Source organism: Ornithinibacillus californiensis (genome assembly GCF_001038485.1).
GTDB classification, from domain to species: domain Bacteria; phylum Bacillota; class Bacilli; order Bacillales; family Amphibacillaceae; genus Ornithinibacillus; species Ornithinibacillus californiensis.
Genome location: NZ_LDUE01000063.1, coordinates 178089 through 191507 on the forward strand (window position 1 = coordinate 178089; position 13419 = coordinate 191507).

At 36.3% G+C, this 13419-nt stretch carries 17 protein-coding genes; 12 read left to right on the plus strand and 5 right to left on the minus strand.

Translation table 11 applies throughout. The features are described from left to right. The first annotated feature begins 6 nt into the window (after nucleotides 1-6). The 6 genes from TE34_RS17185 to TE34_RS17210 are packed head-to-tail and all read left to right on the plus strand — an operon-like array spanning nucleotide 7 to nucleotide 3642. Complete coding sequence (locus tag TE34_RS17185) at nucleotides 7-1317, plus strand: molybdopterin molybdotransferase MoeA (RefSeq protein ID WP_047986045.1); 1311 nt, start codon at nucleotides 7-9, stop codon at nucleotides 1315-1317. Next, a complete protein-coding gene (locus TE34_RS17190) occupies nucleotides 1310-1777 on the plus strand; it encodes a molybdenum cofactor biosynthesis protein MoaE (protein ID WP_047986046.1) in 468 nt (155 codons plus the stop codon). The genes TE34_RS17185 and TE34_RS17190 overlap by 8 nt, the downstream gene beginning before the upstream one ends. A 2-nt stretch (nucleotides 1778-1779) precedes the next feature. Then, a complete protein-coding gene (gene moaD, locus TE34_RS17195) occupies nucleotides 1780-2013 on the plus strand; it encodes a molybdopterin converting factor subunit 1 (protein WP_047986047.1) in 234 nt (77 codons plus the stop codon). Nucleotides 2014-2018: 5 nt separating this feature from the next. Beyond that, the gene (gene mobB, locus TE34_RS17200; RefSeq protein ID WP_053075123.1) at nucleotides 2019-2525 is read left to right on the plus strand and encodes a molybdopterin-guanine dinucleotide biosynthesis protein B; all 507 of its coding nucleotides are present in this window, start codon (nucleotides 2019-2021) and stop codon (nucleotides 2523-2525) included. After that, nucleotides 2522-3130 carry a molybdenum cofactor guanylyltransferase gene (gene mobA / locus TE34_RS17205; RefSeq protein WP_053075124.1) on the plus strand — a complete coding sequence of 203 codons (609 nt, stop codon included), beginning with the start codon at nucleotides 2522-2524 and terminating at the stop codon, nucleotides 3128-3130. The genes mobB and mobA overlap by 4 nt, the downstream gene beginning before the upstream one ends. Continuing rightward, complete coding sequence (locus TE34_RS17210; RefSeq protein ID WP_047986048.1) at nucleotides 3124-3642, plus strand: MogA/MoaB family molybdenum cofactor biosynthesis protein; 519 nt, start codon at nucleotides 3124-3126, stop codon at nucleotides 3640-3642. The genes mobA and TE34_RS17210 overlap by 7 nt, the downstream gene beginning before the upstream one ends. A 45-nt stretch (nucleotides 3643-3687) precedes the next feature. Here TE34_RS17210 and moaC read toward each other — a convergent pair whose 3' ends face one another. Further along, nucleotides 3688-4167: a cyclic pyranopterin monophosphate synthase MoaC gene (gene moaC, locus TE34_RS17215; protein ID WP_047986049.1), complete on the minus strand. Its 480-nt coding sequence runs from the start codon at nucleotides 4165-4167 to the stop codon at nucleotides 3688-3690. A gap of 88 nt (nucleotides 4168-4255) precedes the next feature. Next, a complete protein-coding gene (locus TE34_RS17220; RefSeq protein ID WP_047986050.1) occupies nucleotides 4256-4846 on the minus strand; it encodes a DNA-3-methyladenine glycosylase in 591 nt (196 codons plus the stop codon). 169 nt (nucleotides 4847-5015) lie between these two features. Here TE34_RS17220 and TE34_RS17225 point away from each other — a divergent pair, with 169 nt between their 5' ends. Continuing rightward, nucleotides 5016-7751, plus strand: a complete 2736-nt coding sequence (locus TE34_RS17225) for a UPF0182 family membrane protein (RefSeq protein ID WP_084710766.1) — start codon at nucleotides 5016-5018, stop codon at nucleotides 7749-7751. 37 nt (nucleotides 7752-7788) lie between these two features. Here TE34_RS17225 and TE34_RS20830 read toward each other — a convergent pair whose 3' ends face one another. Continuing rightward, entirely contained in the window at nucleotides 7789-7902 is a 114-nt protein-coding gene (locus tag TE34_RS20830) for a YjcZ family sporulation protein (RefSeq protein ID WP_084710767.1), read from the minus strand. Between the two features lie 146 nt (nucleotides 7903-8048). Then, the gene (locus tag TE34_RS17230; RefSeq protein WP_047986051.1) at nucleotides 8049-8492 is read right to left on the minus strand and encodes a YndM family protein; all 444 of its coding nucleotides are present in this window, start codon (nucleotides 8490-8492) and stop codon (nucleotides 8049-8051) included. Between the two features lie 119 nt (nucleotides 8493-8611). Between TE34_RS17230 and TE34_RS17235 the strand changes: the two genes are divergently transcribed. The 3 genes from TE34_RS17235 (at nucleotide 8612) to TE34_RS17245 (ending at nucleotide 11199) form a co-directional block, all read left to right on the plus strand. Next, nucleotides 8612-9796, plus strand: a complete 1185-nt coding sequence (locus TE34_RS17235) for a DHH family phosphoesterase (RefSeq protein ID WP_047986052.1) — start codon at nucleotides 8612-8614, stop codon at nucleotides 9794-9796. Nucleotides 9797-9900: 104 nt separating this feature from the next. Then, the gene (locus TE34_RS17240) at nucleotides 9901-10884 is read left to right on the plus strand and encodes a ring-cleaving dioxygenase (protein ID WP_047986053.1); all 984 of its coding nucleotides are present in this window, start codon (nucleotides 9901-9903) and stop codon (nucleotides 10882-10884) included. Between the two features lie 42 nt (nucleotides 10885-10926). After that, the gene (locus TE34_RS17245; protein ID WP_047986054.1) at nucleotides 10927-11199 is read left to right on the plus strand and encodes a GNAT family N-acetyltransferase; all 273 of its coding nucleotides are present in this window, start codon (nucleotides 10927-10929) and stop codon (nucleotides 11197-11199) included. 39 nt (nucleotides 11200-11238) lie between these two features. Here TE34_RS17245 and TE34_RS17250 read toward each other — a convergent pair whose 3' ends face one another. Next, the gene (locus tag TE34_RS17250) at nucleotides 11239-11448 is read right to left on the minus strand and encodes a hypothetical protein (RefSeq protein WP_047986055.1); all 210 of its coding nucleotides are present in this window, start codon (nucleotides 11446-11448) and stop codon (nucleotides 11239-11241) included. Between the two features lie 147 nt (nucleotides 11449-11595). Here TE34_RS17250 and TE34_RS17255 point away from each other — a divergent pair, with 147 nt between their 5' ends. Continuing rightward, the gene (locus TE34_RS17255) at nucleotides 11596-12228 is read left to right on the plus strand and encodes a DUF3889 domain-containing protein (protein WP_047986056.1); all 633 of its coding nucleotides are present in this window, start codon (nucleotides 11596-11598) and stop codon (nucleotides 12226-12228) included. Between the two features lie 120 nt (nucleotides 12229-12348). Continuing rightward, nucleotides 12349-12702, plus strand: coding sequence for a DUF1360 domain-containing protein (locus TE34_RS17260; protein WP_047986057.1), 354 nt, complete (start codon nucleotides 12349-12351; stop codon nucleotides 12700-12702). Nucleotides 12703-13419 lie beyond the last annotated feature (717 nt).

The following is a 13419-nucleotide window of genomic DNA, read 5'->3' on the forward strand; positions in this document are numbered from 1 at the left end:
AGCAACATGGTTGAGAGACGAAAGCCGATTAAAGTAAATGAAGCTATTCAACGTGTCATGAACTATAAGAAAAATGGAAGTGTTCAGTTACTATCAATTGAAGATTCTTATGGGCATTTTCTAGGTCAAGATCTTATCGCTGACCATGATGTGCCTTTTTTTGACCGGTCGCCATATGATGGTTTCGCTATTCGAGCCGCAGATACTCAAGGAGCTTCAAGAGAAAATCCAATTACTTTTGAAGTGATTGGTGAGATTGGTGCAGGTAGTGTGTTTGAAGGTGATGTCGGCGATTATCAGGCTGTACGTATTATGACTGGCGCACAAATCCCTGAAAGTTGTGATGCGGTAGTTATGCTAGAGTTAACAAATGAATTTAAAGATAATGGAAAGTCTTATTTTGATTTAAAGCGCAGTTCTAAAGTCGGTCAAAATATTTCTTTCACTGGGGAAGATGCAAAAAAAGGAACTATTTTAGCCCCAAAGGGAACGTATATTAATCCAGGGATTGTTGCATTACTTGCTACCTTTGGTTATAAAAAAGTCCCCGTTTGTGTAAAACCCAAAATAGGGATTATAGCTACCGGAAGTGAGCTATTAGAGGTGGATCAACCACTTGAACCAGGGAAAATCAGAAATAGTAACGCTTATATGGTGCATGCTCAAGTGAAACGAGCTGGCGGTGAGCCTATTTATCTGGGGCAGTTCAATGATGACTTTGATATGTGTTTCAAGCAAGTATCGGAGGCGTTGGATAAAGTAGACTTATTGATTACCACTGGGGGTGTTTCAGTTGGGGACTATGACTATCTACCAGCAATCTATGAGAAGTTAGGTGCTAATGTCTTATTTAATAAGATAGCAATGCGTCCAGGTAGTGTTACAACGGTTGCGGAATTCAATGGGAAGCTTTTATTTGGATTATCTGGTAATCCCTCAGCTTGTTATGTGGGTTTTGAATTATTTACAAGGCCAATCATTCGTGAATATTTACATATGAATAAGCCATTTCTAAAGAAAGAGATTGGTATTCTTGGAGCAGACTTTAATAAAGCTAATCCATTTGATAGATTTGTGCGTGGGCAATTAAGGTTTGAAAATGGTAGTTTAATAGCGAATCCAGTGGGACTCGATAAGTCAAATGTTGTTTCCTCGTTGGGACTTGCAAATATCCTGATCCAACTACCAGGTGGCACGAAAGGCTATGAAGCTGGTATGGAGGTTTCACTTATTTTATTAGAAGACCAAGAAGGTGCAACTTTTAATGATTATGTAATGAATGAGATTAACTCTAAGAGGAGCATGCGGAATGGATAGATCGTTATTTGAAATTGTCGAGGAACCGATTCAGGTGGATAAGATAATAGAGAAAGTGTCAAGGAGAGATGCAGGCGCTATTACAACTTTTCTAGGTACAGTTCGTGAGTGGACAATGGGAAGAAAAACGATCTATTTGGAATACCAAGCTTATAAGCCAATGGCAGAAAAAATGCTCGTGCAGATTGGGAAAGAAATACAAGAGAAATGGCCAGATACAGTGGTTGCAATAAACCATCGTGTTGGCCAACTTGATATATCGGAGGTTGCAGTTGCAATTGCGGTTTCTTCTCCCCATCGAAAAGCAGCATATGACGCTAACGAATATGCTATTGAAAGGATAAAACAGATTGTACCAATTTGGAAGAAAGAACATTGGGAAGATGGAGAAACATGGATTGGTGACCAGCTTGAACAAACTGCATATCCGAAAGGTGAACCATTTCTAAAGGAGGAATAAGCGTGATCACAATTTTACTTTTTGCACAACTACAAGAAACACTTGGGAAAGAACGTGTTGTGATAGAAGAATCTGGAATCACAGTGGCCGAATTAAAGGAAAAATTAAAGACTTCATATAATCTTCCTCAATTGGACCATATCATGACAGCCATTAATGAGGAGTACGCATTACCGACGGATATTGTTTCTGAAGGTGATGTAGTAGCATTAATACCTCCAGTAAGTGGGGGATAGTATGTATGGTTACGCTACAAATAGTTGGTTTTAAAAACAGTGGGAAAACAACTATAAGTAAGAAGATTATTAATTACCTTGCAAATAAACAGTTAAAAATAGCCTCGCTTAAACATCATGGACATGGGGGTCTACCCGATGGGTTTAGTAATACAGATAGTGAGCAACATAAGCAATCTGGATCGGTATTAGCAGGCGTAGTAGGGGAACATGTTTTGCAACTATCTCATTCAGAAGATTGGCAGGCCAATGACATCATTAATATCTATAAACAATTTGGTGTGGACTTTTTATTAGTAGAAGGATTTAAAAACCTTGCTTATCCCAAATTAGTTCTTCTTCGAAATGAAGAAGATGCATCCTTATTATCCAAGCTTGAAAATATAATCGGAATTATAAAATCAAAAGATTTTCACCTGCCAAATAATACGTTGCCTGTATTCAATTCTGATGATTTCCCCCAAATAGGTGAATGGATCTATCATGGCTACAGAGAGGGGAAATTGGGATGAAGCACTCTATTTCTGGAATAATTTTAGCAGGAGGAAAGTCAAGTAGATTTGGTTCTCCAAAGGCATTTGCACGGAAGGATGGTATTCCTTTCTATCAAAGTTCCATTGATAAATGTAAGCCATTCATCGAAACTATTACTCTTGTAACTAGTATAGAGTTAGTTAAAAAGTTTAATATACCAGATCCAGACATATACGTCATAACCGACAAAGAAGATATTGCGGGACTAGGCCCTCTAGCAGGGATTTATTCTGGAATGGAGAAGGTAGACTCTGAATGGTATCTTATTTCGCCTATTGATGTTCCATTTTTAGAGGGACGAATATTAAAAATGCTTCTTCAAAAGATCGAGGTGGGGAAAGAGGTTATTGTACCTATGGTAAATGGTCGAGTGGAACCTCTTATTGCAGTTTACCATCGTTCATTGAAGGGGAAAATTATCGAGCAACTTAAACGAAGAGAACTGGCCCCTAAGCAGTTATTTGAACGAAGCCAAGTCGTTTATGTAGAGATAGATGACGAGAAACCATTTCGAAATATTAACTATCGAGATGATTTAGATCGTTATACTCATATGGATGAAAGAGGAGGGGAAAGATGTTAAATGACCATCGGCAACATGCTAAAGGTTGTGTAAAATGTGCTGTTCTTACGGTTAGTGATACGCGTACAAAGGAAACTGACAAGAGTGGTCAATTAATGGTTGAGCTATTAGAAAAGCATGGACATTCGATTGAACAATATGAAGTAATTCAAGACGAAATAACGCTTATACAGGAAATGATCAAAAGGGTTTGTGCGAATAACAATGTGGAAGCAGTACTTATTAATGGTGGAACCGGCATTGCTAGTCGAGATGTGACCATTGAAGCGATACAGCCACTGTTTGCAAAAGAAATCCCTGGTTTTGGTGAGTTATTTAGAATGCTGAGTTATCAACTGGATATTGGCTCTGCGAGTATGTTATCACGTGCGGTAGCAGGGGTTGTCAATAACCGTGTTGTGTTTTCAACCCCTGGTTCCTCTAAAGCAGTCAAGTTAGCAATGGAAGAATTAATATTACCAGAGCTTGGTCATGCAGTAAGGGAAATTACAAAGGATAATAAAGCAATATAAAAGGCATTCACTTAGTACAGTGGATGCCTTTTATCGCTTTCTTTATTACTTTCGGGTAAAGTCTCCGTTCTTACCACCACTTTTTTCTAGTAAGTAGGTAGAGCCTATGGTCATACTTTTGTCTACAGCTTTACACATGTCATAGACGGTTAATGCTGTAATGGATGCTGCGGTTAAGGCTTCCATTTCAACACCTGTGCTACCAACCGTTTTTACTTCTGTTTGAATGATTAGCTCAATTTTATCATTCTCTATGTTCTGCCAATCAAAAGTAATGTTAATGCCACTAATAGGAATAGGGTGACACATAGGAATAAGAGATGAGGTTTGCTTTGCTGCCATAATACCAGCAACTTGGGCAACAGACAGAACATCCCCTTTCTTAATGTTCTGGTTTTGTATTGCATCATAAACTTGGTTGCTCATGATGATGCTTGACCTCGCTATAGCAATGCGAGTGCTTGCCTCTTTATTTGATATATCTACCATTCTTGCACGACCGTCGTTATTAAAATGTGTAAGCATGCGATTCCCCTCCGAATTGTCTGTTATATCCATCTTATTTTAGAGAGTGTCAAAAGACAAGTGTTCTATAGGAAAGAAGATAGATAGACTATCTGGAGACAAATGGATTCCCGGTAACCCAGAAACGATACGGGTAGTCTTTTGCCTCGCCTGCATTATCAATGCCAATCCGTTTTCCTTGCTCAATTGAAATAGGCTTTTTTCCTTTTGCTATAAATAACGATGAATTATAGAAAGTTTTTCCGTAATCATCCATGGTAATGTTTAAAGCTTTGGTTAATTTTCCAGGACCACTTGTTAAGTTTTTAAAATTAGTAACGGGTCTTCTATTTAGCATTAGATTTATCCCTGAATTAGGTTCAACTGCACGTATTAAGATAGCCTCTGGAGTACCAACTGGGCCAGAGACAACATTGACCAAGCAATGGGTATGCATTTGGTATGTGTAAATATGACCGGGCTCATGAAACATAATCTCTGTGCGTTTTGTTCTTCGATTTTGATAACTATGTGCCGCTTGGTCAACAGCACCAAGGTAGGCTTCTGTCTCTATGATTATTCCAGAGGTAATCCCTTCGTTCGTTTCTTTAACAATCAGACACCCTAGTAGCTCCTTTGCTAGATCAAGTGTAGGATTTTGATAAAATTCTTTCGGTAGAGGAATAAACTTATCATTCATAAGATGTTTCCTTTCTATTATAACTATGATTTTTTTATTCGTTGTAATTAGAATATAATTGAAACTTATCGTTCTTATCTATCGTAATAATAGTTAGAGTGTCGGTAAATCTGATATGATTGGAATAGGTATTAAATCCTATACACATTATTTATTAGGAGGAACAGCTTTGGATTTTACAGTTTTCGAGAACAATGCTTCAAAAAAGAAGCCCAAAATGTCAAAGGTTAAAACCATTACATTATTGGTTATAGCTTTAATTCTTATAATTGGATTTTTATCTGTTGGGTTTTTAACAGATTATATCTGGATGGATAGTGAAGGTTTCCGTGATGTATTTATCACGATGTTAGGTAGTAAAGTGCTATTAGCATCAGCTGGATTTGTTATATTTCTGACATTATCCATGGTAACATTCTTCTGGATTCGCAGTTCGTATATTAGTCACCTAGATAAAGAACAGCTACCCCCAATCATTCTAGAAAAAAAGAAAAGTAGCGCTATTATATTTGGAGCTTCTTTCTTTATTGGACTATTTGGGAGTTCACTGGTCCAAGGTATCGGATGGGAACCATTATTAAAGTTCATGAACCAGGCAACGTTTGGTATCTCTGATCCACATTTTGATATGGATATCTCTTTCTATATGTATACCTTACCTGTATTAGAGATTGCTTTAAACTTATTATTAGGACTAGCTATCTTCTATTTCTTGATTGAAGCAGGATTTTATTCTGTCTTTGGGATGTACCGCAAAAGTAAAAAAGCCCAAGTTCACATGGGTGTTACATTAGGATTCGTAGGGTTATTACTTGCCGGTTTGCATGTATTAGCGCCATATGAAACATTACTAACGAATCAAGTGAATATTTTTCAGGAAAGTGCTGTATATGGATTAAGTTATACAGATCAGCTAATAAACATTCCTAAATCTTATATTTTGGCAGCCGCTGCGGTAATAGGAGCTATCTGGATGATTATAGCGATGAATCGTGGAAAGATTTTTTCGATGGCTATACCTATTGTCGGCTACGTGATTTTGGTAGTTATTGGACAACTTACTAGTGTGGTTGTACAAAGCTTTATCGTTTCACCGAATGAATTCTCTAAAGAAGAACCTTATTTAGCACATAACTTAGAGTACACAAAAGCAGCATATCGGTTAGCTGGCATAGAAGAACAAGAGCACCCAGCAAATAATACATTAGATAATGCTATGGTAGAACGTAATATGAAGACGATAGAAAATGTACGTATAAATGATGTTAGGCCATTGAAAGACGTTTATGACCAAACACAAACCATTCGACCTTATTATTCATTTAATGATGTGGATATTGACCGTTATATGGTGGATGGGGATTATGAACAAGTCTTTATTAGTGCAAGAGAATTAGTAACGGAAGACCTATCTGAACAAGCCAAAACATGGGAGAACTTGAACCTAAGTTATACTCATGGATATGGTGTTGTTATGAGTCATGTTAATCAAGTGACACCACAAGGTCAACCAGAATACATGCTAAACAATCTTCCTCCTCAAGGTGTAATGGATATTACTCGCCCACAAGTTTACTTTGGGGAAGAGTCCTATGATGAAGTAGTCGTTAATAGTAAAAAAGAGGAATTTGATTATCCACAAGGTAGTGATAATGCGACTTCCAATTATGATGCGGCACGTGGTATTCCAATGACTGGTTTAAATCGTTTATTGTTTGCGATTAATACAGGTAATTTCCGTATGTTAGTATCAGACCAAATTACAGAAGAAAGTTTAATGCTCCATACCCGAAATATAGTAGACCGTGTTAATCGTATCGCACCATTTTTTACTTATGATAAGGATCCTTATATTTTCGTTCGTGATGACGGAAGCCTTGCTTGGATGATGGATGCATATTTAACAGAAGAAAGGTATCCGTATGCAGAGCCTTATGGGAATACTGGAGAGAATTATATTCGAAACTCTGTAAAAGTAGTCATTGATGCTTATACTGGAGAAGTTAATTTCTATCCTGTCGACCCTACTGATCCGTTACTTCAAACGTATCAGAATATCTTCCCGGACTTATTTACGGATGAAGTACCTGAAGATATTAGGGCACACTTCCGCTATCCAGAAATGCTATTTACGATTCAAGCTTCAGTTTATGGGACATATCACATGTCAAACTTAGAGGTTTTCTATAATCGTGAAGATGTATGGCAGTTCCCTACGGAGAAGTATTATAATGAAGATGTTACAATGGAGCCATACTATGTAACAATGCGATTAGAGGGAAATGAGAACGAGGAATTCATATTAATGCAGCCATTTACCCCTAGAAAAAGGCAAAATATGATTGCTTGGATGGGTGTGAGAAACGATGGTGAGAATTATGGCGAGATATTTGTCCATCGTTTCCCTAAACAAAAAAATGTTTATGGTCCACAACAAATAGAAAACAGGATCAATCAAGATAGTGTAATTTCTCAACAACTAAATCTATGGTCTCAAGGTGGATCTGAAGTTATTCGTGGGAATTTATTAGCAATACCTATTGAGGATACGATTCTATATGTAGAGCCAATTTACATTGAATCTTCTAATGAGACTTCGCTACCTGAAGTAAAGCAAGTGGTTGTAGCTTATGAGGATTACATTGTTATGGAAGAAACATTTGAAAAGGCGTTAGGCCGGATGCTTGAGATAGTCGACCCAGGTAATGACCCAAATATCGGGATAGATCCTACTGACCCTGAAGAAGGTAATGAGGGTGACGATCCAATATTGAATGCAGAAGGGACCCTTGTAGAATTATCTAATTTGTTTGATGCTTATCAAATTGCGCTTTCTCAAGGAGAATGGGAAAAAGCAGCAGAACTAATGATTGAAATCGAAGGGATTTTAGAAGAGATTGAATAAAAAAAGTGCCAGGAATTAATCCTGGCGCTTTTTTCATTTAGTAGCCTCTACCATTTACGTAAGCAGAACCTACAATAATTAATAGGATGAAAAGAACGACTATCAATGCGAAGTCGTTGCTACCTCTGGAACCTCCACCGCCATAGCCCATAGTACTTCCCTCCTTAAACTATAATCACTTATATACTATGGTGAAAAGGGAGTATCGTAGTGGACGGATATGTAAAAAATTCGAATTGTGCTTTCTTACTAAACAAAAAAAGACTTCATATAGGAAGTCTTAATTAGAATCTTAATTCAATCTTCTTTATGATGATTTTCATCAGTTATTTCTGAGCTAAACTCAGTCTGCATTCTACTAGGCGTTCTAATTTTTCCGGGATAGTATTTTTCATTTTTATTTAATACTCTATCCTTCATATAACGATGGTAAAAAATCTCGCCTACCGCAATAAATAAGGCCGATAGTAGTGCTGCATCTGCTATAGATATATTTAGTTCAAATAAAAATTGACCAATAATATAAATACTTAGAAATGATAGTCCAAAGTCGCCGATTGTGGCCCAAAAATTATCCACATTAGGTAAGATAAATGTATCACCTAAGTAAGCAACTGCACTTAAAATGATACTTGTGAGCAATATATCTCCAAAAGAAACATCAAAAAATATACCTAATATAATCCAAAGTATGACAGTGGTTATTAGTAACTTGATAAAGAATGAGGTTGCGTGTTTCATTTAGTTAATTCTCCTTTCCAAGCTTTAACTTAATTTTCCCTTCATAATTTATTTCATTCTCTCTAACACATCTATATTTTGAACAGGATAAGCAATACTATCATCAGAGGTGATTATATATGTACAAGTTATTGTCACATAATGATTTGGAGGGTGTTAGTTGTGGTATTCTAGCAAAGCTTGCTTTTGGGAAACAAGTGAATATACGGTATAACTCTGTTGGTGGGTTGGATAGGGAGGTCGCTTGGTTTTTAGAGAAAAAAGATAAAGATACTTTCTTATTTATTACGGACTTATCCGTTAATGAAGAAAATGAAAAACAACTAGATCTATTTCATCAAAATGGAGGAAACCTACAATTAATTGATCATCATAAAACTGCTTTACATTTTAATGAGTATGCTTGGGGGTATGTAGAGGTTTCCAATGAAGCGGGATATTTAAATTCTGCAACATCTCTCTTCTACGAGTACTTAGTTCAACAAGGATACTTAACTCCTAAACCTGCTATTACAGAGTTTGTTGAGCTAGTAAGGCAATATGACACGTGGGAATGGGAAATAAATGAAAACTATGAGGCGCAGCGCTTAAATGCATTGTTTTATCTAGTTTCCATTGATGAGTTTGAAGAGAAAATGCTCGAACGCTTACGAGAAAGTGAGCATTTTTATTTTGATGAATTTGAGAAAAAGATTCTTGATATGGAAGATGATAAAATCGAACGATATATTCGTAGAAAAAGAAGAGAGCTCCTTCAGCATAAAATTGGTGATTACTATGCAGGAATAGTTTTTGCGGAATCCTATCATTCAGAGCTTGGGAATGAAATAGGGAAAGATTGTCCACATTTGGATTACATTGCTATTGTCAATATGGGCAGTAGAAGGATGGGCTTTCGAACAATCCATGATCATGTGGATGTATCCAAAATAGCAGGAGAATATGGTGGTGGAGGGCATGCTAAGGCATCTGGATGCACAATGAATGACACTGTATACAAATCTTATGTCCAAGAATCGTTTCTGCTTGAACCTCTCAGAGAGGATGCCAGACGGAATCGTTACAATATAAAAGGGAATTCCTTTGGAACACTTTATAGTAGTAAAGCTGATTCGTTATACTTTTTATACCAATTGAATGATACTTGGTTGCTTGAAGAGAATCATGAAAAAACATCGTTTTCTTTCTCGAGTTTTTCCGAAGCGGAGAATCATGTGAAAAGAAATGCGGAAGCTTGGTTGGTTAGAGATGATCAATTTGTTCAGTATTTAATAGAGAAGATCCAACATAACAAGCGAACTTAAGCTTTGGACACTCATTGACACAATTTTATATCCATGTTATATTTACCCTGAATTAAAGATATATTAATTAAAAACATTTATTGTGATATATGGGGGATTATATTTTGAATCAATTAAAAGGATTACATCATGTAACAGCAATTACTAGTAGTGCGGAAGAAAACTATAAATTCTTTACTTTTGTATTAGGAATGCGCCTAGTTAAAAAAACAGTAAACCAAGACGATATTCGTACGTATCATTTGTTCTTTGCCGATGACAAGGGAAATGCAGGAACAGATATGACCTTCTTTGACTTCCCTGGTATCCCTAAAGGAGTACACGGCACTGATGAAATCTACAAGACTTCATTCCGTGTTCCATCTGATGACGCTCTAGCATATTGGGTGAAACGGTTTGACCGACTTGGGGTAAAGCATAAAGGGATACAAGAACAGTTTGGAAAGAAGAATGTTTCATTTGTAGACTTTGATGATCAACATTACCAATTGATTTCGGACGAGAATAATGTAGGGGTAGAATCTGGCACTCCATGGCAAACTGGACCAATTCCACTTGAATATGCCATTACGGGACTAGGTCCAATATTTATAAGAGTAGCGAATTTTGATTACTTTAAGGAAATGCTAGAAAAGGTCTTAATGTTTAAAGAAATAAATAGTGAAGGTGTGTTTCACTTATTTGAGGTAGGTGAAGGGGGGAACGGTGCCCAGGTAGTAGTAGAATATAATCCAATATTACCTCGTGCACGTCAAGGTTACGGAACTGTTCATCATACGGCATTTCGTGTGAATGACCGCACCGAATTAGATGAATGGATGAATCGAGTTCACAGTTTTGGCTTCCAATCTTCAGGTTTCGTTGATCGTTTCTTCTTCGGTTCGTTATATGTTAACGTAGCTCCACAAATACTATTCGAATTTGCAACGGATGGGCCAGGATTTATGGGGGATGAACCGTATGAAACCCTAGGTGAAAAGCTATCTCTTCCACCATTCTTTGAATCAAAACGAGAAGAAATTGAACAACTAGTTAGACCAATTGATACTGTTAGAAGTACTGTTGATTTTGAAAAAGAATATGAGTAATCTATACTATTATTAAATTGATAATTTTTAAGGGGTGCTATAATGACAGAAATAAAACATGGTCAAAACAAATTCTTTGTAGGAGAAGATGAGAGTAACCCATCAGCAGAAATAACTTATCAAAAAGACCCCAGTGGCAATCTTGTTGTAGAACATACTTTTGTTTCCGATGAATTAAGGGGTCAAGGTATAGCTGGTCAACTAGTTGAAAAAGTAATCAACCATGCAAGACAAGAAGGCATTAAATTAATTCCAGAATGTACTTATGCAAAAAAATACATCGAGAAGCATAATTTAAACGATATACTAGCTTGAGTATGAAGGAGTGTAGCTAATAGAATGCTACACTCCTTTTTAATGCAAAATTGTAAAATCATTCTCTACTAATGTCGTGACAATCTGTTCCTTAGAGATTAACTTATCATCAAATTCAATTTTAACTTCACCGTCATTCGTATCAACTATAACCCTCTCAATCCCATGTAATTGATTTAATAATAGTTCTACCTCCCAAATACCGGATTCAGTGGTTGCTTCTTTCACAAATATGGTGTGCTCATTCACGTTATCTTTCCTTTCATTAATGAGGTCAATCTGCTCTTATCGTTTCCATAAATGTAACGGGTCAACCATCCAAATTCATATCCTTGTATTACGGGACTAAACATGTAGTTCTTATATGAATGAAAAATCTTGTCTAGGGGGATACAAATGTATTATTACAATCCATATATGTGTCAATATAGATACTTTCCGTATCGATATTTTCCAAACTATCCATATGATAATTCATGGAGTAACACTAATCGTCAACAGGTTGTACAAGGAGAAGCTACATGGACCACTGGTGGGCAAATAACAAAGTGTGGTCTACCATGGTCTACCAATAAGTTCTTGACAGTAGCTGTTGGCGAAAATTCTACTTATCAATGTGGTGACTCATTAAAGGTGAAAAATCCTGTAAATGGAAGAGAAATAATTGTAACAGTAGTTGACCAAGTTAGGGGATTTCCACAAAATCGAATAAATCTACATCAAAAGGCCTTCGAGACTTTAGGTGCAAACTTGAATCAAGGAGTAATTCAAGTTGAGATTATACCTTCACCTGAGTTGGAGGAGGAAAAGTGGGGGAAATACCTACTCGAGCTTATTCAAACTGCATATCCTAGCTTCGATGTAACAGATTATAACGCTGTTGGCAAAACTGAAATCTCACCTTCTCAAATAAAAGAAACATATGATTTTGTTCTGCATCAACAACAAGAAGAAATTAAAATTAGAGGAAATGTGATTTATAATCCACAAACAGATAGAGTAATATCGTTTGACCTGGCGGAAGTTTGAGTATTGATGAAATGAATAGAACTAGGTGATTAACAGTGTCACTAAGTGTTGGGGGAAAATATACTAAGTAATATAATCATCCCTGAGCTTTTGTTAGAAATTAATTTAAGGATGAAGATTATGATCAATGGATGGATAGACCTTTTATTATTAATACTAGCGTCTTTTCGATTAACTAGGTTAGTAGTGTTTGATAAGATTACTAGCTTTATTCGAAAGCCTTTTCATGAAGAAATTGAAGAAGTGGATTCAGATGGGAACTCAGAAACCTTTATCGAAATAAAAGGGAATGGATTAAGATATTGGGTTGGAGAATTATTAAGTTGTTATTGGTGTACAGGTATTTGGAGTACAGCAGTTCTGTTAGCACTATTATTTATTTGGCCCATAGGAAGTGAAATACTCATAATCATTTTAGCTATAGCAGGAGCAGCTGGAATATGTGAATCCATCGTCCAACGCCTAGTAGAATGAAATTAATGAAGGAGGACCGTTAAATGGAAAAGAAAAACGGAGAAACTAATACGTCCTCACCTAAACCACAACAAAAAAGAGTGAAAAAATCAGGTTGTGGCTGTGGTAGAAGAAGAAAGAGTAAATAGGATAATCATAAGACTAAGCCCTCTCTCATTGTATGATGAATATAGTGAGGGGGGCTTTGGCGTTTTTAACGGTTCTATTAATTATGAAGAGGGAACTGGAATAATTGGTGAAAAAAACCATTAAGAAATTAATATTAAGTTATTGACCTATTAACGGTATTGGGTGTATGATAAGTATCCACTCAGCAATAAAGTCTACGTTACTATATAAGTAGAATAGCTTCGCTAGTGGGATAAGTTATCTAACAAACTAGTTGACTTTAATTATCTAGTTGTGTTACATTAATGAATGTCGCTAAAAAAAGCGGTTATGCGGATGAAAATTATCCTTCAAAAATGTGTTGACAACTTTATCAGTGAAATGTTATTATATAAAAGTTGTCGCAAAAACAACACTAACAATTTTGCTCCTTGAAAACTGAACAAAACAACCAGTATGTTTAGAATAACTTGACGAAGTCTTAGTTATTCTTATGCAGTCAACTAATGCGAGAGCATTTGTTGATCGAATGCCAAGAAGAAACATACCCTGTTTTTTCTTGAATTATGAAATACAGAAGCTAGCAGCTTCTTTGCTAAGAACTTTCCT

Excerpts from the sequence above, each read along its gene's own strand:
- TE34_RS17185 (WP_047986045.1), top strand. The coding sequence starts at position 7 with ATGGTTGAGAGACGAAAGCCGATTAAAGTAAATGAAGCTATTCAACGT.
- TE34_RS17190 (WP_047986046.1), top strand. The coding sequence starts at position 1,310 with ATGGATAGATCGTTATTTGAAATTGTCGAGGAACCGATTCAGGTGGAT.
- mobB (WP_053075123.1), top strand. The coding sequence starts at position 2,019 with ATGGTTACGCTACAAATAGTTGGTTTTAAAAACAGTGGGAAAACAACT.
- mobA (WP_053075124.1), top strand. The coding sequence starts at position 2,522 with ATGAAGCACTCTATTTCTGGAATAATTTTAGCAGGAGGAAAGTCAAGT.
- TE34_RS17210 (WP_047986048.1), top strand. The coding sequence starts at position 3,124 with ATGTTAAATGACCATCGGCAACATGCTAAAGGTTGTGTAAAATGTGCT.
- moaC (WP_047986049.1), bottom strand. The coding sequence starts at position 4,167 with ATGCTTACACATTTTAATAACGACGGTCGTGCAAGAATGGTAGATATA.
- TE34_RS17220 (WP_047986050.1), bottom strand. The coding sequence starts at position 4,846 with ATGAATGATAAGTTTATTCCTCTACCGAAAGAATTTTATCAAAATCCT.
- TE34_RS20830 (WP_084710767.1), bottom strand. The coding sequence starts at position 7,902 with ATGGGCTATGGCGGTGGAGGTTCCAGAGGTAGCAACGACTTCGCATTG.
- TE34_RS17230 (WP_047986051.1), bottom strand. The coding sequence starts at position 8,492 with ATGAAACACGCAACCTCATTCTTTATCAAGTTACTAATAACCACTGTC.
- TE34_RS17235 (WP_047986052.1), top strand. The coding sequence starts at position 8,612 with ATGTACAAGTTATTGTCACATAATGATTTGGAGGGTGTTAGTTGTGGT.
- TE34_RS17245 (WP_047986054.1), top strand. The coding sequence starts at position 10,927 with ATGACAGAAATAAAACATGGTCAAAACAAATTCTTTGTAGGAGAAGAT.
- TE34_RS17255 (WP_047986056.1), top strand. The coding sequence starts at position 11,596 with ATGTATTATTACAATCCATATATGTGTCAATATAGATACTTTCCGTAT.
- TE34_RS17260 (WP_047986057.1), top strand. The coding sequence starts at position 12,349 with ATGATCAATGGATGGATAGACCTTTTATTATTAATACTAGCGTCTTTT.